The 21422-nt window shown below is 36.9% G+C and carries 28 protein-coding genes, 1 pseudogene and 1 riboswitch; of the genes and pseudogenes, 12 read left to right on the forward strand and 17 right to left on the reverse strand.

The window, feature by feature from the left end; translation table 11 throughout:
- Window positions 1-192: 192 nt before the first annotated feature.
- Window positions 193-1585: pseudogene (locus HMPREF3279_RS07750) on the forward strand (cytochrome-c peroxidase).
- A gap of 86 nt (window positions 1586-1671) precedes the next feature.
- On the opposite strand, the gene thiE reads toward HMPREF3279_RS07750, so the two are convergent.
- From thiE to HMPREF3279_RS07800, 10 genes are all read right to left on the reverse strand, one after another.
- A complete protein-coding gene (gene thiE, locus HMPREF3279_RS07755; protein ID WP_070868797.1) occupies window positions 1672-2352 on the reverse strand; it encodes a thiamine phosphate synthase in 681 nt (226 codons plus the stop codon).
- Between the two features lie 10 nt (window positions 2353-2362).
- Window positions 2363-3172 (reverse strand): bifunctional hydroxymethylpyrimidine kinase/phosphomethylpyrimidine kinase, encoded by an 810-nt coding sequence (gene thiD, locus HMPREF3279_RS07760; protein WP_070868798.1) that lies wholly within the window; start codon window positions 3170-3172, stop codon window positions 2363-2365.
- A complete protein-coding gene (gene thiM / locus HMPREF3279_RS07765) occupies window positions 3165-3959 on the reverse strand; it encodes a hydroxyethylthiazole kinase (protein WP_070868799.1) in 795 nt (264 codons plus the stop codon). Before thiM ends, thiD begins: the two co-directional genes overlap by 8 nt.
- 15 nt (window positions 3960-3974) lie before the next feature.
- On the reverse strand, window positions 3975-4622 hold the full coding sequence (tenA, locus tag HMPREF3279_RS07770) for a thiaminase II (protein ID WP_070868800.1): 648 nt from the start codon (window positions 4620-4622) through the stop codon (window positions 3975-3977).
- A 9-nt stretch (window positions 4623-4631) separates the two neighbouring features.
- Window positions 4632-5576 carry an ABC transporter substrate-binding protein gene (locus HMPREF3279_RS07775; RefSeq protein WP_070868801.1) on the reverse strand — a complete coding sequence of 315 codons (945 nt, stop codon included), beginning with the start codon at window positions 5574-5576 and terminating at the stop codon, window positions 4632-4634.
- A 25-nt stretch (window positions 5577-5601) separates the two neighbouring features.
- Window positions 5602-6339, reverse strand: a complete 738-nt coding sequence (locus tag HMPREF3279_RS07780) for an ABC transporter permease (RefSeq protein ID WP_070868802.1) — start codon at window positions 6337-6339, stop codon at window positions 5602-5604.
- The gene (locus HMPREF3279_RS07785) at window positions 6336-7061 is read right to left on the reverse strand and encodes an ABC transporter ATP-binding protein (protein ID WP_070868803.1); all 726 of its coding nucleotides are present in this window, start codon (window positions 7059-7061) and stop codon (window positions 6336-6338) included. Before HMPREF3279_RS07785 ends, HMPREF3279_RS07780 begins: the two co-directional genes overlap by 4 nt.
- A gap of 74 nt (window positions 7062-7135) precedes the next feature.
- Window positions 7136-7227, reverse strand: a riboswitch (TPP riboswitch).
- 539 nt (window positions 7228-7766) lie between these two features.
- The gene (locus HMPREF3279_RS07790; RefSeq protein ID WP_070868804.1) at window positions 7767-8609 is read right to left on the reverse strand and encodes a tyrosine-type recombinase/integrase; all 843 of its coding nucleotides are present in this window, start codon (window positions 8607-8609) and stop codon (window positions 7767-7769) included.
- Window positions 8610-8669: 60 nt separating this feature from the next.
- Window positions 8670-10571, reverse strand: coding sequence for a MobH family relaxase (gene mobH, locus HMPREF3279_RS07795; protein ID WP_070868805.1), 1902 nt, complete (start codon window positions 10569-10571; stop codon window positions 8670-8672).
- Window positions 10572-10764: 193 nt separating this feature from the next.
- The gene (locus HMPREF3279_RS07800; RefSeq protein WP_040976640.1) at window positions 10765-11064 is read right to left on the reverse strand and encodes a hypothetical protein; all 300 of its coding nucleotides are present in this window, start codon (window positions 11062-11064) and stop codon (window positions 10765-10767) included.
- 247 nt (window positions 11065-11311) lie between these two features.
- Here HMPREF3279_RS07800 and HMPREF3279_RS07805 point away from each other — a divergent pair, with 247 nt between their 5' ends.
- From HMPREF3279_RS07805 to HMPREF3279_RS07835, 7 genes are all read left to right on the forward strand, one after another.
- Window positions 11312-11548, forward strand: coding sequence for a hypothetical protein (locus tag HMPREF3279_RS07805; protein ID WP_015701376.1), 237 nt, complete (start codon window positions 11312-11314; stop codon window positions 11546-11548).
- Between the two features lie 21 nt (window positions 11549-11569).
- On the forward strand, window positions 11570-11776 hold the full coding sequence (locus HMPREF3279_RS07810) for a hypothetical protein (protein WP_070868806.1): 207 nt from the start codon (window positions 11570-11572) through the stop codon (window positions 11774-11776).
- Between the two features lie 26 nt (window positions 11777-11802).
- Complete coding sequence (locus tag HMPREF3279_RS07815; protein WP_070868807.1) at window positions 11803-12006, forward strand: hypothetical protein; 204 nt, start codon at window positions 11803-11805, stop codon at window positions 12004-12006.
- 180 nt (window positions 12007-12186) lie between these two features.
- Window positions 12187-12474, forward strand: coding sequence for a hypothetical protein (locus HMPREF3279_RS07820; protein ID WP_015701375.1), 288 nt, complete (start codon window positions 12187-12189; stop codon window positions 12472-12474).
- A gap of 14 nt (window positions 12475-12488) precedes the next feature.
- Window positions 12489-12680, forward strand: coding sequence for a hypothetical protein (locus HMPREF3279_RS07825; protein WP_005653495.1), 192 nt, complete (start codon window positions 12489-12491; stop codon window positions 12678-12680).
- A 14-nt stretch (window positions 12681-12694) separates the two neighbouring features.
- Window positions 12695-13285, forward strand: coding sequence for a recombinase family protein (locus HMPREF3279_RS07830; protein ID WP_070868808.1), 591 nt, complete (start codon window positions 12695-12697; stop codon window positions 13283-13285).
- A gap of 79 nt (window positions 13286-13364) precedes the next feature.
- Window positions 13365-13862 (forward strand): hypothetical protein, encoded by a 498-nt coding sequence (locus HMPREF3279_RS07835; RefSeq protein ID WP_070868809.1) that lies wholly within the window; start codon window positions 13365-13367, stop codon window positions 13860-13862.
- Window positions 13863-13903: 41 nt separating this feature from the next.
- Here HMPREF3279_RS07835 and HMPREF3279_RS07840 read toward each other — a convergent pair whose 3' ends face one another.
- The 6 genes from HMPREF3279_RS07840 to HMPREF3279_RS07860 all read right to left on the reverse strand — a co-directional run bounded on the left by HMPREF3279_RS07840 (window position 13904) and on the right by HMPREF3279_RS07860 (window position 16940).
- Window positions 13904-14665, reverse strand: coding sequence for an N-6 DNA methylase (locus HMPREF3279_RS07840; RefSeq protein ID WP_070868810.1), 762 nt, complete (start codon window positions 14663-14665; stop codon window positions 13904-13906).
- Between the two features lie 103 nt (window positions 14666-14768).
- Window positions 14769-15722 (reverse strand): ArdC family protein, encoded by a 954-nt coding sequence (locus HMPREF3279_RS07845; protein ID WP_070868811.1) that lies wholly within the window; start codon window positions 15720-15722, stop codon window positions 14769-14771.
- A 130-nt stretch (window positions 15723-15852) separates the two neighbouring features.
- Window positions 15853-16011, reverse strand: coding sequence for a hypothetical protein (locus tag HMPREF3279_RS10165; RefSeq protein ID WP_005667862.1), 159 nt, complete (start codon window positions 16009-16011; stop codon window positions 15853-15855).
- Between the two features lie 3 nt (window positions 16012-16014).
- Window positions 16015-16263, reverse strand: coding sequence for a hypothetical protein (locus HMPREF3279_RS07850; RefSeq protein WP_005687602.1), 249 nt, complete (start codon window positions 16261-16263; stop codon window positions 16015-16017).
- Window positions 16264-16265: 2 nt separating this feature from the next.
- The gene (locus HMPREF3279_RS07855) at window positions 16266-16499 is read right to left on the reverse strand and encodes a hypothetical protein (protein ID WP_005653503.1); all 234 of its coding nucleotides are present in this window, start codon (window positions 16497-16499) and stop codon (window positions 16266-16268) included.
- 84 nt (window positions 16500-16583) lie between these two features.
- On the reverse strand, window positions 16584-16940 hold the full coding sequence (locus HMPREF3279_RS07860; protein WP_044509376.1) for a hypothetical protein: 357 nt from the start codon (window positions 16938-16940) through the stop codon (window positions 16584-16586).
- Window positions 16941-17320: 380 nt separating this feature from the next.
- On the opposite strand from HMPREF3279_RS07860, the gene HMPREF3279_RS07865 reads away from it, so the two are divergent.
- Genes HMPREF3279_RS07865 through HMPREF3279_RS07880 form a run of 4 tightly spaced genes read left to right on the forward strand, consistent with a single transcriptional unit; the run spans window position 17321 to window position 21134 of the window.
- Window positions 17321-17758, forward strand: coding sequence for a TIGR03757 family integrating conjugative element protein (locus tag HMPREF3279_RS07865; RefSeq protein ID WP_020910030.1), 438 nt, complete (start codon window positions 17321-17323; stop codon window positions 17756-17758).
- Complete coding sequence (locus HMPREF3279_RS07870; protein WP_005687598.1) at window positions 17755-18696, forward strand: TIGR03756 family integrating conjugative element protein; 942 nt, start codon at window positions 17755-17757, stop codon at window positions 18694-18696. The genes HMPREF3279_RS07865 and HMPREF3279_RS07870 overlap by 4 nt, the downstream gene beginning before the upstream one ends.
- Window positions 18697-18710: 14 nt before the next feature.
- Window positions 18711-20711: an integrating conjugative element protein gene (locus HMPREF3279_RS07875; RefSeq protein WP_005687597.1), complete on the forward strand. Its 2001-nt coding sequence runs from the start codon at window positions 18711-18713 to the stop codon at window positions 20709-20711.
- 15 nt (window positions 20712-20726) lie between these two features.
- The gene (locus tag HMPREF3279_RS07880; protein ID WP_070868812.1) at window positions 20727-21134 is read left to right on the forward strand and encodes a hypothetical protein; all 408 of its coding nucleotides are present in this window, start codon (window positions 20727-20729) and stop codon (window positions 21132-21134) included.
- Between the two features lie 53 nt (window positions 21135-21187).
- Here HMPREF3279_RS07880 and HMPREF3279_RS10170 read toward each other — a convergent pair whose 3' ends face one another.
- A complete protein-coding gene (locus HMPREF3279_RS10170; RefSeq protein ID WP_176747774.1) occupies window positions 21188-21358 on the reverse strand; it encodes a hypothetical protein in 171 nt (56 codons plus the stop codon).
- Window positions 21359-21422: the final 64 nt, after the last annotated feature.

Consider the following 21422-nt stretch of genomic DNA (forward strand, 5'->3'; position numbering starts at 1 on the left):
GCATTTTTTATTGGTTAATTTTTAGGGTAGTTCTCACCTATAAAGTAAAACAGTCTTTAATGCAATCAATTGAATCCATAGCCAAAGTTAATTAAATCCATACAAAATATAAGCCAATTTTTTGGCATAATCACCTCACTTTAAGTTTTACGTTTCTTTTTTATGTTTATTGATCGTTTGGAGGATTATTAGATGAAAAAACTGATTATTGGCGGTGCAGCCATTGCTATCTTAGGTTATTTGGGCGTAGTGGGGTATCTACATCAATTTGATAAAGAGAACGCGAGCCAACTTTTTCTTAATGGAAAATCGCTATACTGACGAACAAGAAAAAGTGGCAAAAGCCTTATTTGATAACAGTTGCCAATATTGCCATAGTCCAAACACACCGCTTCCATTTTATTCAAAATTCCCGATTGTGGGTGATGAAATGCAATCGGATATTCAAAGTGGGCTTCGTGCTTTCCGTCTAGATCATTTACTTGAGGGCTTAAAAGATCCGAGCAAATTATCCCAAGCTGATTTAGCAAAATTACAGCGCGTACTTGAAAATAACGAAATGCCAATTGCTAAATTCAGACATCTTCACTGGGGAAGTAAACCAGATGAGCAAGAAAAAGTGGCATTGCTTAACTGGATTCGTGAAGCACGTAAAATGTCTTTACCAAAAGAAACCCCCAATGTTGACGCTGATCGTTTAGTTCAACCGATTCCAGACAGTATTTCGACTGATGAAGCAAAGGTTGCGTTAGGCCATGATCTTTTCTTTGATGGTCGTTTATCAGGCGATGGTTCTATTCAATGTCATACTTGTCACCAATTTGATAAAGGTGGGGTGGATAGACTTGATACTTCAACAGGGATTGAAGGTAAAAAAGGTCCGATTAACGCACCAACTGTATTCAATGCCGCATTCAACTTTGTACAATTCTGGGATGGACGTGCGGCAGATTTAGCGGATCAAGCAAAAGGTCCTCCAACAAATCCAGTAGAAATGGGCTCTCATTCTTGGGATGACATCGTGGCACGTTTTGAAATGGATGAAGAATTCAAAAAAGCATTCTTAAAAGAATATCCACAAGTGACAAAAGAAACCTTAACTCACGCTATTGGTGAATATGAAAAAACATTAATTACGCCAAATAGTGATTTCGACCGTTATTTGAAAGGGGATAAAACAGCCTTGACTGAGCAACAAGTTCGTGGTTATGAGTTATTCAAACAACATAAATGCGATACTTGTCATACTGGCGTAGCAATGGGCGGACAATCTTATGAATACATGGGACTCTACGGCGATTACTTTAAAGATCGTGGTACGCCATTAACTGATGCCGATGAAGGTCGCTTTGCTCAAACGAAAGATCCATTTGATATGCATCGTTTCAAAGTGCCAACCTTGCGTAATGTCGCACTTACTGCACCGTATTTCCATGATGCATCAGCAAAAGAGCTAAAAGATGCGGTTAGTGCAATGTTGAAATACCAAAGTAACGTGCAACAGCCTGCTCAAAAAGATGTTGAAGACATTACCTCTTTCTTAGAAAGCTTAACAGGTGAATTTAAAGGTGAAAAATTGAAATAATCCTTTGAACTATAAATAGAAACGACCGCAAGTGCGGTCGTTTTTTTGTGAGTTTTAATCGAATTAATCGGTTTAGATTCATTCAATTATGACTTTCTGGTATTACTGTCTTCTTTTAAAGCTTGCGTTGCTGCTTTTATGTTATTTGCTTGAGTTATGGCTGTGATCACAGCAACACCATCAGCGCCATATTTTCGTAAGGTTTTCACATGTTCCAGTTTTATCCCGCCAATCGCCACAAGCGGTTTTGTGATACCTCCATTTCTCAAGGTTTGAATAAATTCCATTCCTAAAGTCGGGGAAGGATTCTCTTTTGATAGAGTGGGAAAAATTGGACCAACACCAAAATAATCGATTTCAGATATTTCCTCACCAATTTTTGCTTCATCGAAGCGGTTAATGGACCAACCAATAATCAGTGGCTTATTACTTCTTGCTCGAATCGTTTTTACAGGCGTATCGCTTTGTCCAACATGAATTCCATCCGCTTCAATTTCCAATGCTAAATCAACGTTGTCATCAACAATAAATGGCACATGATATTGGCGGCATAAATCTCGACAGTTAATGGCTAAGGCTCGTTGTTCTGTTGGAGAATTTTCTAATGAGAATTTGCCTTTATCGCGAAATTGAAAACAGGTAATGCCTCCTTCTAAGGCTTGTTTAAGAACAGAAAGTAAGTTATCTGTTGGATTATCACCTAAATGTCGGCAATCTTGTGTGCCTGCTACAAAATAGAGCGGTAAAATTTCTTGAATATTTTTCATCTTTCAATCCTTAAAGGCGACTGTAAGCCCAATGATTTGTTGGTCCATGTCCATGACCAATATTCAATGGGTGAGAGATGGCTGCAGTGATAAAATCTTTAGCTGTTTTCACTGCATTTTTTAATAGTACGCCTTTGGCTAATTCAGCTGTTAAGCAAGCTGAAAAAGTACAGCCTGTGCCGTGAGTATGTGGTGTATCGAAACGCACGCTTTCTAAAACAAAATGCTCACCATTTTGTAAAAGGATCCAATCTTGGCATTGCTGACTTTGTGAATTCAGCGAATGTCCGCCTTTAATAATCACATTCTTTGCGCCTTGTTTTTGCAAGTCTAACGCGGCTTGTTGAATGCTGGCTGTATCAGAAATTTTAAAACCAGTTAAAGCTTCTACCTCAGGAATATTTGGGGTAATCACATCGGCAAGTGGCAATAAATATTTGCTTAATGCGGAAACCGCTTGTTGTTGCAATAAAGGGGCTCCCCCTTTAGCAATCATGACAGGATCAAGAACTAATGTGCCGAATGGGCGATGACTTAAGAAATCAGCCACACATTCGATAATATCTGCAGTACCAAGCATACCAATTTTGGCACTAGCAATATGAAAGTCATTTTTTACTGCTTCTAGTTGTGTTTGAATTGTTTTCAGTGGAATAGGGTGAATATCAAATACACCAAGTGTGTTTTGTGCGGTGACAGCAGTAATCACTGAAGTGCCAAATACGCCCTGCATTTGAAAGGTTTTAAGATCTGCTTGAATTCCGGCACCACCGCCACTGTCAGAACCAGCAATAGTCAATACTTGTGCGATGTTAGACATATTTCACCTCCGCATTTTTTTCTATTACATTAGGTGTTAAAGCAAACAATTCATCAAGTAAGCGAATTTGGAACTGACCAACTTGGATGGTTAAGTTTTTAGCCGCAATCTCCCCTGCAATGGTGTAAGCTGCACAGGCTTCGATGGTTGCTGAAAAATGTTTACCTCCATCAACGGCTAAAAATGCTGCGCATACTGCACTTAATAAACAACCCGATGCGGTGACTTTTGGAAATAGCGGAGTTCCATTATGGACTGTGGCCGTTTGTTGTCCATCACTGATAATATCGACCTCTCCACTAATCAACACTATACAGTCATAGCGTTGTGCAACACGTTGAGCAACTTCTTGTAGATTTGTTTCACCCTGTCCTGCATCCACGCCTTTTGCTTGCCAGTCTTCACCTGCAATCGCTGCAAGTTCACCGGCGTTACCTCGAATTAAGGCAAATTTCACTTCCGCTAATAATTGACGGATGGTTTCGCGTCGGTAGTTCGTAGCGCCCACTCCAACAGGATCAAGCACCACAGGAATGCCTATTGAATTAGCCGTTTTACCCGCTAGTAACATGGCATCTCGCTCTTGACCAATGACTGTACCGATATTGATGACTAATGCTTGGCTGATTTTTGGTAGTTCAACCATTTCTTCAATATTAGCTGACATCAATGGTGAAGCACCCAAAGCGAGTAAACCGTTGGCACTAAAATTTGCCGCAACAATATTGGTAATATTATGAATCAATGGATTCTGTTCACGAATTTTTGATAAATAAACTGATTTCATTTTACACCTTCATTTTTATGCTAAATCTAATCCCATTTGCCAAAACCCGATTTCCATTCGAGTGGCAGTGGTAAAAATCTGTTGAATATTAGTTAACTGAGAATCATTAATTGGCTCACAAAGTGCGGTCAGGAAATCAACAGTTTCTTGTGCAGCTTGTTGATATTCTGGCGCAGAGTATGCGTCAATCCATGCTTGATAAGGATTGCTTGGTCGTTTGGGATAATTTTCAGTGATGTAGCGGGCGACTTGTGCGTAACCCAAAGCACAAGGCGTAACGGCTGCATATAACTCTGGTAAGCCGCCCGTCATTCCACAATCAAGCAGGTAACGTGTATAGGAAATACATGCCGCACTTTCTGGGGTTTGGAATATTTCCTGTTCACTGATTTCCCATTGTCGGCAGTAATCCAAATGTAATTGTATTTCTTGGCAAAGAATGTCGAGCGTTTTACGTGGCATTTCCATATCAGTGAAATTTTTTGCCTTGAAGACGCCCAAGGCAAAAGCACGGCTGTAATGGAAAAGATAGATGTAATCTTGTTTTAAATAGTGTTGAAAACAAGCTTTTGGCAAGGTGCCTTTTGCAAGTTGTTGCACAAATTCATGCTCAACATATTGCTTCCAATAAGGTTGCGCTTGCTGAATGAGTTGTTCAATCATCATTTTCCCTTACTGTAATTCGACAGCATAGTCTTTCAATTCAAGTGCTTTTGGAATCAAGCCTTTTTGATGCATAAATTCCGCCATTTGTTGATAACGTTTGGCATCCAATTGACGGGGTTTCGTTGCTAATAAAGGTAGGGTATCTTTCCACGCTAATTGATTTAATTCTGTATTGAGTTCTTTTGACTTATAGCTCACAAATGCTTGCCATGCGTCATTTGGGTTGTTTTGTAGGTAGGTTGTAGCTTGTTCAAGTGCGGTCAAAAAATCGGAAATTTTTTTAGAAGCAAGACTGTTTTTGTTAGCAACTACAATCAATTCATCATAAGCCGGCACACCATATTCTTCAGGGAAAAATGCCACACCTTCTTGTTTTTCTAAATGGATCTGATTCAGTTCAAAATTGCGGAAAGCCCCGATGACTGCATCAACTTGTCCGGTTAAAAGAGAAGGGGAAAGTGACCAATTCACGTTTACTAATTTTACGTCTTGATTGCTGAGCCCGATGGCGTGGAGCATGGTATCGAGTAATACATCTTCAAAGCCACTGACTGAATAGCCTACTTTTTTCCCTTTCAGATCGGCAAGTGTTTTGATATTGCTATTTTTGAGCACTACTACGCTATTTAATGGGTTGGAAATCAGAGAGGCTACACGCACTAAAGGCAGTCCCTCTGCGACTTGTTGATAAAGTTGAGGTTGATAATTAATAGCTAAGTCCACTTTTCCAGCTGCAACCAATTTAGGCGGTAATGATGGATCAGCAGGTTCGATAATATCGACGTCTAAGTTATTTTTTTCAAAAAAACCTTTTTGTTGTGCCACGATGATTGCTGCGTGGTCAGGATTCACATACCAATCAAGCATTAAGCTGATTTTCTCTTTTGCTAAGCTGGTAAAACTGGCGGTGAGTCCAATTAAAATACTGAAATAACGGATGATTTTCTTCATTTTTGTCTCCTTGTGTCATGAAGTATTAAACGAGCCAAATAAAACGGCGTAGTAGCCAATCGATGCTGAAATATAAGCAAAGTGAAATCGCGACTAAGATCAGCAACGCGGCAAACATTAAATCCACCTGCATACGAGCGTTGGCGTGGATCATTAAATAGCCAAGCCCTTTTGATGAACCCACCCATTCTCCGATTACAGCGCCAATTGGTGCGATTGAAACAGCAATGCGAAAGCCTGATGCAAATGCGGGTAATGCGGCAGGCAAGCGTACTTTGAGTAATAAACGTAAAGGGGAAGGTTTGAATGTTTTGGCGAAATCGAGCCAAGCTTGAGGTGTATTGCGTAAGCCATCGTAACAGGCTGCGGTTACAGGGAAATAGATAATGAGAATGGCCATAACAATTTTTGATGGCATACCATAACCTAGCCAAAGTACGAGTATCGGGGCGATAGCAAAAACAGGAATTGCTTGAGAAATGACTAAAATCGGTAACAGTAATGATGATATTTTAGGTGAAAAAGAGAGTAAGAGGGCTGATGACAATCCAAAAAGAAAACCAAGTAGTAATCCTAAGCAAATTTCAATTAAGGTGGTTTGCGTATGCTGCCAAAGTAGTTCTGAATGAGAAACTAATTGATACCATACGGATTGAGGAGAAGGAAATATGTAATGGGGAAAATCACCTAATACGCCAATAAGTTGCCAGAGACACAGCAATATAATTCCAATAAAGAGCGGTTTAAGAAGGCTAAGTTTCATCTTTTTCCCTCTAATAACTCATTTAATAATTGCTGTTGGAGAACCCACAAATTTTCTTGGTTAAGTTCTCGTGGTGCTTTACCTTCAGGTTTTATAACATCAGATAATGCGGGTTGATTAGGCAGCGGTGAACGTAATACAAAAATACGATGGCTTAAGCGTAATGCTTCTTGAGGATCATGGGTAACCAATAACACTGATTTATCTTTTAATAGTTCATAGGCCAAGTTTTGTAATTGGTAACGACTAATTGCGTCAAGGGCAGAGAAAGGTTCATCAAGTAAAACTAAATTAGCGTTTTGCATTAATACTCGAGCGAGAGCAACTCTTTGTTTCTGTCCTCCAGACAATTGAGCACAGCTTTTATGAAGATGTTCTGACATGCCTACTTGTTCAAGTAGTGCTTTTGCTTGAAGAGTTGTTTTTGCAGATTTGTTCCCGAATAGTACGTTTTCTAATTGGACGTTATCAATAATTGAAAGCCAGGGATAAAGGGTATCTTTTTGTGGTAGCCATGCCACTCGAATATTAGGATGAAAGATGATATTGCCTTGAACTTTCCCTTGTGCTTCAAGACCTGCAATTAATCTCAAAAGCGTTGATTTCCCTACACCAGAGCAGCCAAGCAAACAGACCCATTCATTAGGTAAAAGCGTTAAATCAAGGCGTTCAAATAGTACTTGCCGACCAAAAGCAAGACTAAGATCCTGAATATGCACCATAGCATTAACCTAAGGATTAACGACTAAAGGTAACGATAGAAAAAGAATGAAAATAGGTATGAAGAATGAGAAAGTATTTTGGCATATTAGTTTCCTACGTCAGTGCTAACTGTTTCAGGTTCACGGGTATCATCTCAGCCATCTTGTGGCACCCCGACTAAATTTGGATAGATTCTATATTTCAATTCAGAATAAAACAAGAACAAAATTGTATTAACTACGATTTAAATTTCTTTTTAGTTTTGTAAAAGTTACTTAACTGTTGAGAGTAAAAGAAGATAAAACAGATTAGAAGAATGAGAGAAAACTATAATTTCTAACCTAATAATAATTAAAAATTAAAACTAAGTATTGGACTAGGTACTGATTATTGGTTTGGAATTAGATGGTGCCCGAAGCCAGACTTGAACTGGCACGCCTCGAAAGGCGAGGGATTTTAAATCCCTTGTGTACATCATTTAAGTTTGAAAACTATTTGTTAAGTTTGAAAACTATTTGTTTAGACCAATTCCGTGTACCTAGCCAATACACCATGATCTACCCACTAACGCTCTGTGGATAGGTTAGATCTTACACAAAAATACTAGTTTGTAAAGCCTGAATGTACTAATTTTAAAAATATTTTTATAAGGATGAATAAGCTGAGAATGAGCGATTTAAATTTATTTTGCAAGGAACACCCTTAGATGCTCCTTGCATACCTATCTAAAGTAATTCTGTATATTCTCTTATTGAATCAATATTATCTTCAATATAACTCAATGTAACTTTGACATCTTTATGTCCTAGTAATTGTTTGGCTATATATAGGTTTTCAGGTTTTTTCATTAGATTTGTTGCTGCTGTATGCCTAAATCTGTGAGGGGAGCTAATAATTCCTGTATATTTTGAAATAACTTTGAAGATATAGCTCACCTGGTCATTGGTCATTTTCTCTCCCTTTCGTTTAACAGCATTTGAAAATAAATTAATGTTAAATAGTTGAGATTCTGCAGGCTGATTCAATTTACTTAGTTCAGTTAATAATTTCTTTAGATAAGGATAAAGTGTAGTTGATATAGGAAGTATATGATACTCGTGATTTTTATTTATCTCAGATGGAATATGAATAACTTGATTCAGCAAATCTACATCTTTAATCCTTAATTTATTTAACTGAGAGCGTCGAATTGCCGTATAGCGGAAAGTCATAATTATGGTTTTAGTAAACCATAATGGGCGAAGAATAGAAGGAAGATGCTTTGATTCAGTGATTCCAAAACTAAGTTTTTTTAAATCTGAAGAAGTATATACTTTCCTTTTCTTCTTTCCTTCTCTAATGAACAAACCATCGAAAGGGTTCTTTGTAAATGGGAGGAGTTGTTTTTCAATTCCAAATTTGAAAATAGTCTTTAGCTGACGAATATAGCTGTTCCAAGTCACTTCAATGATAGATTGTCCAACAACTCTCTTTCTCCATTGGAGTATTAATGAGTCTGATATTTCATCAGGATATTGAATACTACAATTTTTCTGTAATTGTCTAATTGCTTTTTCATAGCTTTTAATAGTATCTATACGTAAATGACGGTATAAAAAAAATTACTAAGTAACATATCAAATGTGGTTCTATTCACTTTCATTTTCCTCAATAAGTGATAAATGCAAATTATCAATTGGAATTCTATTACCGAAAAAATAATCGGTTTTATCAATCAAATACCCAATCAATTGAGAGGTTCTTCTTGGGCCAATAACCTTACAGCGCCAAAAATTAATACTATCATTGTTTGATTGACGGTATTTCTTGTGTAATTTAAGGTCTTGGAAACTATATTGCAAATTTTCGATATCTTTTTTAGTAAAGTTGGTAATGCCCTTACTATTGAAAAAGAGCTGAAAGATTCCAGGTGTTACAAGGAAAAGTTTGCCTTTGACTATATGTAATTTAGCATTTGAATTATTAATAGTTAGGGTATTCCCGATAATTCCGGATTTTAGCCATTCAACAAAAATCTCTCCTGAGACAGCCTCAGTTTCCTTTGTATCATCACCCACTGTTATAGATGGGGTAGAGGCGATTTTATTTATTTCGCTTTCTTGAGATGTTTTTTTATCAGTAGAGTCTTGAGATTCTTCTACAGGTGAAAATAAATTCATTACCAAATCAGTCATATCCGTCTCGGTTTCTGAGTTTTGGGTATTGATTTGAGTGTTTTGAGAGGATGTATTTTCAGACAAATCCGGTTTATTCAGTGCGCCTGTTATTGCAGGAAGCTGCATTTCAGATTCCATAATCACTGAATTTTCTTCTTTAGTATCTTCAGCTGAATTTAATTGTTCTTCATTTTCAATATCGACTCGACCTAAAAATATACCTGGTCTGTCATTAAGATTTTCCCAAGCTACTTCCGGTTTAATTCTGAGTAAAGAAAATGCTTTAGGTGGGCACCAGCCTGAATCAGCTTTAATTCGACAATGCCAAATTGCTGTACCATCATTTGTACTTTCAATAATCCCCAGCGATTGCATTTCACTAAATAATTTAGGATTGTCAGCTGGAGCTGATATGCCTTGCTCCAATAAATAAGCTCTAATTTGGTCTGCAGTGGGTTTGCTCATTAACCATAGTGCATCCTCTGTAAGCCAACCATCAGATGGGCCTTTAGGTGTATTAATTTTAAATTTATGTTGCAGTAAATGACGTAAAGCCATGAGTAGTTGTTTTGCAAATGACGTTATAGGTTTCTGAGTCAGTTTTGATACATCTCCACCTAGTGCAAGAGTTACACTATTTTGGTCTGCTTTTTGTACTATTTCAGATAATAAACCAGCTTTATCTTTATGATCAGCCATGGCATACATTAAAGCTGAAAAAGCTTCCGGGTATTCTGCTAACCATGCAAATGCTTCTTTAGGAATTAAATAGTTTGCAAGAAAACTACCCATAACCGGGTGAAGATCATAATCTCGCCCTTTAATATATTTGAATTTATAAGGTTGAGTTGGTACTCCTAACCAAGGAAACCAACGAGAACCATCTTTTAATTGTATATCTATATCAACAATAACTTTGCCAATGTCATGAACCAATGCAGCATAAATAACAGCAGCAGTCCAAGCATCACGTTGCTTAGATTGTTCTTCCGGAGCAGCATTTTGTGGCAATACATAACTTTGTCGTAATTTAGCTGAAAATGAAAGAACTTCTAGGCCATGATCAAGCATACCACCTAAATGTGAGTGATGATGTGATTCTGAGGCAGGTAATAATTGAACCATTTCAGCGTAGCGCTCGATAGGTTTTTTATAGAGCTCATTAAACATATCTTGCGTCATTGATACTTGTTGCCAAAGTAAATTTAAGTATTTTTGGCGTAATTCAGTTTCGAGTAATTCGGATGCGGGGAAGGGAGTAATCCAGCCATCATTATCTATTTTTGATGCTGAAAAACTGAGATTTTGTAGGTTTGTTATATCAGGTTGGGAGTGTTTTTTTCCTCTGATTTTATGGAATATAGATGAAAGCATAACTTATAACCTTTTTTGTGAAAGAATATTTATTTATACATTGAACTCAATAAATAAATAATTCTAAATCGAAGATAGATATTAAAGCCATTTTGAAAGCCTTTTGGCCTTTTCAGGTAAGACCTTTCCTTTGGAAAGGTTACCTTTATTACATTACCCTTAATCCTTTTGAGACTCCTTTAACCTTTTTGATTTAGTTGCTATACATTTCATCCTGGCTATCATAATCGCTGTATTCATCACCATATTCATTCTCTGATTCAGTTTCTCCCTCATTTAATTCTGATTCAAGTATTCTTCGTTCTTCATCACCTAAAAATTTCCAGTAGTTACAAATCAACTCCTTTTCGCCATATTTTTCCCATACTCCTGGATAAAAATATTCTGCTTCAACGTGACAAATTCCCCCTTCGTGGGGGTCTCTTATATTAGCTATAGATTCAGTGCTTTGAATTGTAATAATGCATGTTATATAGAGTAGATAGCGTTTCATATTTGGGGCAGTATTTGAAAATTTAACCAATTCTAAACATCCGATTTTCTAGTAAGTAGTTTTATTTAGAAAGTCTTTTAAAAATAAAAACAGATTGTCAGTGAATACGAGAGGTAAAATACTATAATTTAGTGCAGAAACTTTGATTTATGTTTTTGGACTGTCTAAAAACTTGCTTTGTTAAAGTTTTGGGACTATACTGCATGGGTAGTCTAAAAAGTGTTGAATTTTGAACAAAGGAGCATTTATGAAAGGCTATGAAATTGAACTTGAGGATAAAGGACAGGATTTCACAAAGTTAAGAACGGATGAACAAGGCATAGTGATAGCAGCCGAACCATATCAAACAGACGTATGGAAAGGGGCTTTAATACCTATTTCTCAACAAAAAATAGGTGATTTATGTATGATTCATCACTTACCGCATATTGAATATGGTTATCTGAAATACAAAGTGTTAGCCATTAAAGAGATTAACTATTGAATTTTGAGCAAGGAGTAAAAAATGGATGCGGCTTTTGAAGAGGCAAAAAATGCCCTTATGGAGTTTTCATTTGTCAATATCGCTCTTGTTTTTTGTATTATGTTTTGTTTTATTTTATTTCGTTTTATTGGAAAAAAACTAAAAAACAAGAAAAATATAGGAAGATATGAACAAATCCAAAAAAGAATGAATCTAGACGATGTAAAAGATAAATTAAGAAAGCTTTAAGTTTTGATTATAAGGATAGAATAAAAATGATAGAACAACTAAAAAATGCAATCATAAATTTAGGAGCGATAATTACTTCTTGCTCTTTGGCGTATTCTTTAACGCCAGAGAAATTAGGATATGCAATAATTCCAGTATTACTGATCCTATTTTTTGCATTCCTGCCTCTTTTATTGAGACTATTCACTTTTGGTTTTTATGGGACTTTTAAAGTAAACGATGATAAGTAAATTTTTAGTTTTAAGTTTTGATAAGTGAGGATACAAATGTTTTATGTAATAACGTTTTTAATCTTATGGTGCGGTTTTGGACTCTATTTACTAGATACCGAAAAGAACCCTAATAGAATGAATCTAGATGATTTAAAAGATAAATTAAGAAAACTTTGAATTTTGAACAAAGGAGTAAAAATGCAGTTTAAAAGTGTTTCTTTCAAGGTTTTTGTGTCTGCCAACATGCTTATGCTGGGGTTATTTGCTTTTTTTCTTGCTCCTGCAATTTTACTTAAACAGCTTGAATTTAATGGAGCTGAAATAGTTGAACTTTTAAGTATTTATATGGGAATGACCGCTGTTATCTCTGCTGTTTGTTTTCTTACAAAGAAGATCGGTATCGCAAAGTATTTTTTAGTGGAATTTATATTGCTAGCGATAATTTTTGCATATTTAGGATATAAATTTAATGTTTTGAATTTTTAATAAAGGAGTTAATTATGGACTATGATTATCAAAAAGGCTTTGAAGAAGGTTATAGAATGATTATGGGGGCATCCGCATTGCTACCTTTAGCACCTATTCAACCATTGACACCGCTTGGAAGTACTCCATTTAGAGAGGGATTAAAAGCCGGTATAAATTTAGCTAAAAGAAATAACCAACAGTCATTTAATAACATTTTTAAATAATTTTAAGAGAGAAGATGGCATTAATAGGATTTGCTCGAGTATCAACTCAACAGCAGGATCTAAGTGAACAGATTCAAGTATTAAAAGAATACGGCTGTAAGAAAATTTTTTCAGGGAAACATTCCGGTAAAGCTGAGAAAAATAAAGCACAATTGGATGAACTACTGGATTATGTCCGAGAGGGTGATGTTGTTGCAGTAACTAAACTTGATCGCTTAGGAAGGAGCCTTGCTCAGTGTTTGAATACACTTGAACTATTTAAGAATAAAAATATTGGCTTTGTTGCAATTCAACAAGGAATAGATACCCGAACCCAAAACAATCCTATGGGGATGGCTTTAATTCAGTTATTAGGTATTTTTGCTGAATTGGAAAGAAGTTTTATTGTTGAGCGTACTCAGGAAGGGAAGCGAACAAAACTTGCTTCAGGTCATAAAAATGCATTAGGCGGCCGTCCACCTAAAGTAACAGATAAAATACGTAAAAAGATTTATGCGGATTTTAAAGCTGGTGATTCTATTTCAACAGTAATGAAACGATATGATTTATCTAAATCAACGGTGGCGAGACTAAAAGGTATTTATAACAGAGAGAATAAGAATTAATTAATAATTTCTTTTTTATAAAGAACTTAATGTAAAATATAATGTCTAATCAGCTAGAATTTAAATAAGGAGTAAATTCATGACGAATTTCATTAAACTAAATATTGAAGAAGAAATCAAAAATAATGAAGGTGAACTTCAAGGCTTTAAGTGGGAAGAGGTTTATGTCAATGCAGATAATATATCCCATTTCAAAAAGGTCAAAAATAGGTTACGCCCAAAAAATGTAAAAAACATACTTTTTGCTGATCCGAAATATAAGAAGGATATTGATTCTAGCTATTTAGAAAAGTATCTATCACAATCAAAGAAACAAGATGCATTTATAGAAGATGGATTTAGTGCCTTTATTAAAGAGTGTCAAGGATCTCAGATTAATTGTATTTTTGCTGGGGATATTGAGTTTTTATATAATGAGGCTATTGAGGTTTACTTTAAAGCAGGGGTTCATCCATTAGGTAGTTCGTATGAAAAGCCTGTTATTTCATGTTGTGGTTTAACAGAGCTTGAGATATTAGTTCCCAAAGTAGCCCGAAGCAAAGAAGAGCAGAGCAAAGAAGGGCTTAAATCTGTATAAATAAAAAAAATGCACTTACTTTAAAAGTAAGTGCATTTTTTCTAATAAAACATAGGTTCATTTTCCCAATCAATGTCAAGCGGGGGATCTTCTACTGGTTCAGGTTTAATAACTTGATATTCTGTTTCAGTATAGGAATCTACACTCTCCAATTTTTTGTTCCAATTTCCCATTATGTGAGCAGGTGTGTATAAATGGTAGTTCACCTCATCTTTAAGGGTGTTACCAATAATGACTTCTCCCGGTATATGCAAGAGTGTCATTTGTATATAACACATTAATGCTGCAGTAAAATCCAAATCTCTTGCTTGAGCCCACATTTGTTGCTGAGGGTTAAAGTCCTCTTCGCGCAAATAATTATAAGCCTCAATAATCATTACGCCCGATCCACAAGTTGGCTCTTGCAATGTCAAAAAGCCACGTTTTTTAATTAAACTATGACAATCTGATAGAGTTACTGCTGCCATTAAGTGTGCAATGTGACTAGGTGTGAAATATTGAGCTTTATATTGATCACCTAAATCTAACGCCATGAACACAGAGCCTAGGAAATCATAGGTTTTATGCTCCAAAGCTTCAACAATAATGTTGAAAAGGCGACTGAGAGCTTGTTTTTCATCTTCATTATAATGCCCGGCAGCTGTCAGATAACGTTGTCTCAACGATTCGTCTGCTTGTGCACCATATAGGATAAGATAGAACTCTAGGGCAAAGATTGTAATAAAGTCGTAAAACACTTCAGAACGTCGATATTGTGGGGCAATCGACTTAAAAAGTGCGGTGAATTTTTTCTCAAAATCCATAGATTACTCCTAAAATAACGGGAGCAATCCCCTTTGAGGATTACTCCCCAAAGGGTGGTTTATGAGAGCTCTAACAAAAAACGTTAGAATGGTTTAATAGAGGCTAAGCCGCTAATTTTGCTTCTTCATTCGATGTTAATTCGAGAGCATTTAACAAGAATTGTGTTGCTTCACGTGCTTGAGAAGATGCTCGGAAGATAGCTTTTTTATCGGCTTTTAATGCGTTAATCCAATGTTCAATATACGCTGCATTTTGTGAAATATTATTGCAAACATTCACGTGCGCACAGGTAAAGGCGCTTGTGAGTTCAGCTATTAATTCTTCAAATGCATATTGTTCAGAACCAAATTTATCAAATTTAGCTACACCGTCACGATTTAACCGGTCTTTATGCCCGGTGGCGTGACCGCATTCATGCAGTAGAGTTGCATAGTAGTCGTCAGCTGTATTGAATTTTTTGAAATCCGGCATCACAATGCAATCTTTTCTCGGCATATAACAAGCACGATCTTGTGCTTTGTTATACAGCTGCATACCCATTTTATTAGGTAATACATCTAAATCCGGACGAACTTGCATTTCTGAAGATTTTTCCAGTTCAGGAAATTCCTCATAGTATTTTTCTAAACCTTCACACTGTTCAATATTAAACACGTGATGGCCACGAATAAATACAGATGACTTCATTTTCGGATCACCGTTTTCATCAAGTACAACATTTCCGCTATCGTCTTTTTCTTCAAACATATTTTGTTTATAGAAAATAATAACCGTACTTTTTTCACCTGTGCGAACTTGACCGCCTAGATGATTTGCCCCTTGAAAAGTTACCCACTTGCGTTGAGTAAAGTTTTTTCTAATGGCACTCATCCAAAGTAGAAGTACGTTGATCCCGGAGTATTGACGACCACTTTCACCGTTGCATGGAATAGCCATTTGTGGCCATCCACTATCCCAAGGTTTTTGCCATGGCATCACACCTTGTTCTAATGCTTCGAGAATTTGGTCTGTAATTTGTTGGTATAAATCTTTAGCAGGTTGAGTTCTTTTTTTCATGGTTGTTCTCCAATAAAAAAAGGGAACAACCCCCCGAATGGGAAATTGCTCCCAGCCGGGTAAAAGAAAACCTTGAACACGCCAATGGCATGATCAAGGTTTGTTGTAAAGGTTGCAGGTATTAATTCAGTTATGAATTAACACCAAGGGAATGTGTTTTCTTACTTTGTGCTTTTTGCTCTTGTTGGCGTTTTAATGATCGCACGCCAATAAAAGCAACTGTTCCCATAAAAAACAGTACAAAGACAATTGCAAAGAGGAACCCATTCCAGTTTAACGTAATATTCATACGTTACGCTCCGTCTGTCTCCATTAAGTTGTTGCAATATTTAGCTAACAACACACCACAGAACCAAGCTATTCCGCCAAATATCATAATGATAATGGCAAGAAGTAGCGGAATATTGTCATTCTGAACAAACATTGCGACAAACGCAATACCTAAGATGTAAGTGCCGATTTTACGAAAATCTTCAGAAACCAGCAGCATTGTTTTTTTGTCCCAATTGGAACTAACAAGCTTGAGTAAACGCTTAATCATGTTTACCCCCTTACACTTAACAAATCTTTACGGTTTGCGTATGGCGAAACTGTAAAGAAGTGATATTTCTGTCCGTATTGACTAGGGATATTCACCATAATACGAGTAGAAGATACATCTTTTCCTCGATTTTCCCAGGCATTTAATGCTTGAGTGCGAACTTCCTCTATTAGAGATTCTGAGTCATTATGTTTGGCTAGATAAGCTAAACAACTGTTATGTAATGTCACTTTCATAAGTTTTCTCCTACAGCAAGGGAAACCTTTACCTCTAAGGGTAAAAATTCCCCTTAGGGTTGAAAATGAATAGCTTATACAATGTTAATGCATAAGGTAGTAAAGAGTACCCACTGTACCAACAATACCGACAATCAAAAATAAAATGCTAAATAACGTTGTTCGTTTTAACCACGTTCTTTGCACATCATCAATAATTGCCTCATATTCTTCCGCTTGGCTATCTAGCATCATTTGTAATTCGCAAAGCCGACGAGCTTCTTCGTCTTCAATGCTTTGATTGATACCAGATGTTACTTGTTTGTATTTATCGGTTGCTTTGTTTTTAGCTGCAACGAAAAAACGGCCCAAGTGTTTTCCCACACGGAATGATAATGTTGGAGTTTCAAGAGGGTTACTTGATGGAACATCATAGTGTTCCAATTGAGTGGATGAGGACATAGTCATTCTCCTAATGTGAAATAAAAAATTCCTTGGAAAAATGACATGCCCGAAGGGAATCATTTTCCCTCGGAAGGTCTTTAAGGTGGCATTCCTACGATTGCGTAGAGTATCCTTTCAGAATGCTGGATAACATTTTGGCTATGATTCTACTTGCACTAAGGCAAGGCGTTGCTTCTCAAGAATCGTGCAACTTATAAGAGCTGTTTGCACAGCGACTTATCAAGTCCAATCATACTTAATAAGGCTGTCGAATCTCTATCAAAAATTGTTTTTTGGAAATGGAGAATTTATCTCAAAATCAAAAAGAATTTTTTATATATTCCCCCCTGTCATTTCGTTAATGTTTCAACTATCCAATTTCATCGTAAAGGATGGTTATGTCTATAAAAAAATCACTGTTTCTTTTCGGTTTGTTACCACTATCAGTGTTCGCCCAGGGGCCTAATCCCATAATTACTGTTTATTCAACACAAGATTATCCAATTCTTCACGCGGAGCTTGCAAGCCAGGTGTATTTACTTGATCAAGTTGAGCAATGGGAAAATTTGATTAGTCAGCGATTGAGTGCGAATCCTAGTGTAGCAGCTCAGCAAGCATCTCAGATTTTTCAGTCTGCTGAATGGAAACAGTCTGAAGAGCAATTAAAGCGTTCTTATCAGGGCCTTATAAGTGGTTGGCAAAATGGAATCAAGAAGGTGCCTGCAATTTTATTTCAATATCCGGGAAAAGAGGATAGCGTCATATATGGCGAAACCAATATTGCTCAGGCATTAAGTTTATGGCAACGAGAGATTACAAAAGAGGGGACAAGATGAAATTGAAAAAAATGACATTATCCGGGCTTTGTATTGCAATTGCGTTGACCAGTATTTCAGGGCAAGCTTCGGAGTCCGGTCAATCTTCTTTAAATACTGCATCAATTATGGCATCAAGTGCTTCGACAAGTTGTTTAGATTATAAGGTCGTGGGCACTTGTTTTTGGCTATTTTGTACAAAATTCGGCTGTAAGATCCGGACATCTACGAAAATAAAACACTATATTCCCGAGGTAGTGGTTTCAAGTTATAACCATCAGGCTCAAAATCCTTGGGTGGAAATGAATTTCCTTAGCAATGGGGTAAAAGGTGGAGATTATCAATCACCACACAAAGACTACACGCAAGCAACATTTAAAAATGTTGATGTAATCGGTCATCCGCAGGGGGCGATTAGTCAAATGCTTAATAGTACAGGGTATTACTGCAAAAGTCAGACAACGCCTTTTGTGCCTTATTACTTGAGTGGTTTGGACTTTTTAGCATGGCGATTTGGTGTTCCGGAAATGGTTTATCCTGAAGCGCTTATTCCAGGTATGAGAGAAATTAGAGCGAATGGCGATACTTGGGGGAATATTTATCCAAGAGCGGGTACGGTAACGCAGGTGCATGATTATAAAGCCTCAGCTGTAACAGCGCATCGAGTAGCAGATGTTGTGACAAATACCTTTCAACCACATGTATATATACCGATTGCGAAAAAAGATAATCAATCAAATGGTGAGTGGTTTCCTCCACCGGTGAAGGAAGGGGATGCTAAGACACATAAATGGCAACAGCTTCACCCGGTTACTTCACAGTCTTGTGCTATTTTCCCTGATAACCCGCCAAGCATGCTATCTGAAAATGGTAGTTATGCCTGGGCATTATGGCGTCCTTACAAGTGCTGTAAAAAACGCGGACAAACATTTTTGTATAGTATTGATTGGTCTAATTAATAAAGGAATTGAGTATGAAATTAAATCATGCACTGAAAGCATCTTATATTGCTATATCGTGCGCAATCTTATCCTCAACTATGCCAGTATCAGCTTCTAATAGTAATCCGTTTGGATTTAATAAAGCCGATTCTATTTTGTCTGATATGGTGTTTTATCAAATTGGGGGCGGTGTAGGTTATATGGCTCCCCCGAGTCGAGGTACGATTCCTGCAGCTGAATTTGGGATTGGTTGGAAAGCTAACTTGATGTGCGGTAATTTTGACATTAAGACGAGTATTAAAAATCAGTTAAATGGTTTAACTGAAGGATTTAAAGATCTTTATAGTAACGTTATCGAATCAGCCACAGGAGCTGTGGCGAGTTTACCTGCAATGGTTATTCAACGAGCAAATCCTCAGTTATACGATATTCTTACGAATGGTTTATATCAAGGTAAAATTGATTTTAATAGCTTAAAAACCAGCTGTGAAGAAATGTCTAAGAAGCTTGCAGACGCAACTTTAAATGGTCGTTGGTCTCAAAGTTCGGATATGGAATCCTTTAAAGACATTACTTCAACTGAACCAGATGCTACTCGAGCTAAAAAGAGACTTGAGGAATCTCAAGGTAAGGAAGGTAAAGAGTGGGTCGGGGGTAAAAAACGCGGTGGCCAAGGACAAGAACCAATCAAAATTGTTGAGGATGTTGCAAAAGCTGGCTACAACATGCAAAACAAGCGTAATGTATTAGAATCAGGTCGAATCTCCGGTAGTAGTTGTAGCGGATTACTTTGTCAAACTTGGGATAATCCTAAAGATATGACAGATTGGTTAACGAATGTGATCGGTGAGAAGCAATTAACTACTTGTAAAACAGATTGTGGTACTGCTAGTAGCTCTCGAGCTGGTGTTGGTTTAACACCTGAAATTGAAAAAGAAAATATTAAGACGGTAACTCAATTACAAAAAGCGCTTAACATGAGCACTCCTTCCGTTGAAGTACTTGCAGAATTAAGTTCTACAACAGTTCCTGTAACTCGTGGCTTAATTGAGTCTTTACGAGAAGATCCCGATGCTCAAGTATTAGGGCAGCGTTTAGCCAGTGAAATTGCTGTAGCTAAAACAATGGAGAAAATGCTTCTTGCACGTCGAGCTGTTTTAACGGGTATGCGTGAGCCAAATGTGGCCAACAATAAAGATGCTCAAGAAGAGTTAGAAAAGATCCTCACTTTAATTGACCGAGAAATAGGTCAAATTAGAATGGAGATTGATCTACAAAAATCACTTACCGGGAATTCCGCAGTTGCAATCCTACAAAATAAAGAGCTACGTGAATATAACACTGGAACCGGAAATGTTACACGTGACAGTGTAGATAAACGGATTAGCGATTTAGCTAATGGTACGAATAGCAATGCGGCTGAATTGGCAGATGCTGACAATATCAATATTCCTCGTAACAATGTCACTTTAGAAGTGCCTCAGATGTCAAACTCCCTGTCTTACACCGGGACTGGCGGTACATCCGGAAATAGTAGAGGTAACACTTCTTATTCATCAGTTCCAGCAATTAAAGGGACTGCACTTGATCAAGCTACAGGGTTGTTGAAAAAATTTGAAGGGTTTAGTGATAAAGCATATTGGGATGTCAATGCTTATCGCACCGGATATGGTTCAGATACTATCACAAAAGCGGATGGTACAATTGTCAAAGTAACGAAAGATACTGTAGTTAGTCGTGCTGACGCAGAGCGTGATTTAGCACGTCGCACACAAGAGTTTGCAAATAGAGCAAGAAATAACGTATCATCTTCAACATGGGATAAGTTACCACCAAATGCTCAAGCTGCATTAACATCTTATGCCTATAACTACGGGTCATTAACAAAAGATGTGATTGCCGCAGCCCAAGCTTCTGCGCAATCAGGCGATATGAACGCACTAGCAAATGCAGTAAGAAATCGTCAAAACAACAATAATGGTGTAAATGCTAAACGTCGTAATCAAGAAGCTGATTACATTTTAGGAAAATAAATAAAGGATATTTTTATGAAAAAATTACTCACTATTGGAGCGGTAGCTATGTTTGCAACGCCAGCTTTTGCAGCTAATAATATTTTTTCTTGTACAGCAGAGAACGGAAGCCCGGTATCTGTAACAAAAAATGGTTCAGATTATGAATTCACTTATGGTCAGGTTTCTTTTAAAAATCCGGTAAAACAAGTTTTTGCTAATCAGGATTCTTATGTAGCTACTGGTTCAGGATTTATTACTAGCTCATTAGAAATGAGAAATAATGGCACAAGTTACACGATTCAATTTGTGCAACCACACAATAGTAGCAGTATTGAAGAGCCAATGCTTTATATCACCAATGGCAGTAAAATGGATACGGTGAGCTGTAAAGCGGGTAGTGCAACTCAAAACTTTGAACGTCGCAGTATGAAAGCTTCATAAGCGTAAATAGAGATAAAATAAGCGGGATTTTCCCGCTTATTTTTTTAGTTATATTAACTACTTTTAAAAACTTGTATTAAATCCTTTAAGATCTCCTGTTCACACGTATTTCCATTAATGATATTTAGTTCATCGTCCAGATGACTAAGCATTTCATCAATTCCTAATTCATTAATTGCTATTTCATTTAAACTAATAAGCCATTCTTTAAAACGAGCTTTCATATCCCCCCCTATTTGAGCTATTTATTTGCGTTGTGTTATCAAGATACATTGAGGAGATAGATAA

Source organism: Haemophilus sp. HMSC71H05 (genome assembly GCF_001838635.1).
In the GTDB taxonomy this organism is placed as follows: Bacteria; Pseudomonadota; Gammaproteobacteria; order Enterobacterales; family Pasteurellaceae; genus Haemophilus_D; species Haemophilus_D parainfluenzae_R.

Coding starts and splice junctions, on each gene's coding strand:
- HMPREF3279_RS10170 (WP_176747774.1), bottom strand. CDS start 21,358: ATGAAAGCTCGTTTTAAAGAATGGCTTATTAGTTTAAATGAAATAGCA.
- HMPREF3279_RS07870 (WP_005687598.1), top strand. CDS start 17,755: ATGAAATTGAAAAAAATGACATTATCCGGGCTTTGTATTGCAATTGCG.
- HMPREF3279_RS07820 (WP_015701375.1), top strand. CDS start 12,187: ATGCAGTTTAAAAGTGTTTCTTTCAAGGTTTTTGTGTCTGCCAACATG.
- thiE (WP_070868797.1), bottom strand. CDS start 2,352: ATGAAAAATATTCAAGAAATTTTACCGCTCTATTTTGTAGCAGGCACA.
- HMPREF3279_RS07830 (WP_070868808.1), top strand. CDS start 12,695: ATGGCATTAATAGGATTTGCTCGAGTATCAACTCAACAGCAGGATCTA.
- HMPREF3279_RS07775 (WP_070868801.1), bottom strand. CDS start 5,576: ATGAAGAAAATCATCCGTTATTTCAGTATTTTAATTGGACTCACCGCC.
- mobH (WP_070868805.1), bottom strand. CDS start 10,571: ATGCTTTCATCTATATTCCATAAAATCAGAGGAAAAAAACACTCCCAA.
- HMPREF3279_RS07805 (WP_015701376.1), top strand. CDS start 11,312: ATGAAAGGCTATGAAATTGAACTTGAGGATAAAGGACAGGATTTCACA.
- thiM (WP_070868799.1), bottom strand. CDS start 3,959: ATGAAATCAGTTTATTTATCAAAAATTCGTGAACAGAATCCATTGATT.
- thiD (WP_070868798.1), bottom strand. CDS start 3,172: ATGTCTAACATCGCACAAGTATTGACTATTGCTGGTTCTGACAGTGGC.
- HMPREF3279_RS07865 (WP_020910030.1), top strand. CDS start 17,321: ATGTCTATAAAAAAATCACTGTTTCTTTTCGGTTTGTTACCACTATCA.
- HMPREF3279_RS10165 (WP_005667862.1), bottom strand. CDS start 16,011: ATGAATATTACGTTAAACTGGAATGGGTTCCTCTTTGCAATTGTCTTT.
- HMPREF3279_RS07810 (WP_070868806.1), top strand. CDS start 11,570: ATGGATGCGGCTTTTGAAGAGGCAAAAAATGCCCTTATGGAGTTTTCA.
- HMPREF3279_RS07780 (WP_070868802.1), bottom strand. CDS start 6,339: ATGAAACTTAGCCTTCTTAAACCGCTCTTTATTGGAATTATATTGCTG.
- HMPREF3279_RS07835 (WP_070868809.1), top strand. CDS start 13,365: ATGACGAATTTCATTAAACTAAATATTGAAGAAGAAATCAAAAATAAT.
- HMPREF3279_RS07815 (WP_070868807.1), top strand. CDS start 11,803: ATGATAGAACAACTAAAAAATGCAATCATAAATTTAGGAGCGATAATT.
- HMPREF3279_RS07875 (WP_005687597.1), top strand. CDS start 18,711: ATGAAATTAAATCATGCACTGAAAGCATCTTATATTGCTATATCGTGC.
- HMPREF3279_RS07850 (WP_005687602.1), bottom strand. CDS start 16,263: ATGATTAAGCGTTTACTCAAGCTTGTTAGTTCCAATTGGGACAAAAAA.
- HMPREF3279_RS07825 (WP_005653495.1), top strand. CDS start 12,489: ATGGACTATGATTATCAAAAAGGCTTTGAAGAAGGTTATAGAATGATT.
- HMPREF3279_RS07860 (WP_044509376.1), bottom strand. CDS start 16,940: ATGTCCTCATCCACTCAATTGGAACACTATGATGTTCCATCAAGTAAC.
- HMPREF3279_RS07785 (WP_070868803.1), bottom strand. CDS start 7,061: ATGGTGCATATTCAGGATCTTAGTCTTGCTTTTGGTCGGCAAGTACTA.
- HMPREF3279_RS07855 (WP_005653503.1), bottom strand. CDS start 16,499: ATGAAAGTGACATTACATAACAGTTGTTTAGCTTATCTAGCCAAACAT.
- HMPREF3279_RS07840 (WP_070868810.1), bottom strand. CDS start 14,665: ATGGATTTTGAGAAAAAATTCACCGCACTTTTTAAGTCGATTGCCCCA.
- HMPREF3279_RS07845 (WP_070868811.1), bottom strand. CDS start 15,722: ATGAAAAAAAGAACTCAACCTGCTAAAGATTTATACCAACAAATTACA.
- tenA (WP_070868800.1), bottom strand. CDS start 4,622: ATGATTGAACAACTCATTCAGCAAGCGCAACCTTATTGGAAGCAATAT.
- HMPREF3279_RS07880 (WP_070868812.1), top strand. CDS start 20,727: ATGAAAAAATTACTCACTATTGGAGCGGTAGCTATGTTTGCAACGCCA.
- HMPREF3279_RS07800 (WP_040976640.1), bottom strand. CDS start 11,064: ATGAAACGCTATCTACTCTATATAACATGCATTATTACAATTCAAAGC.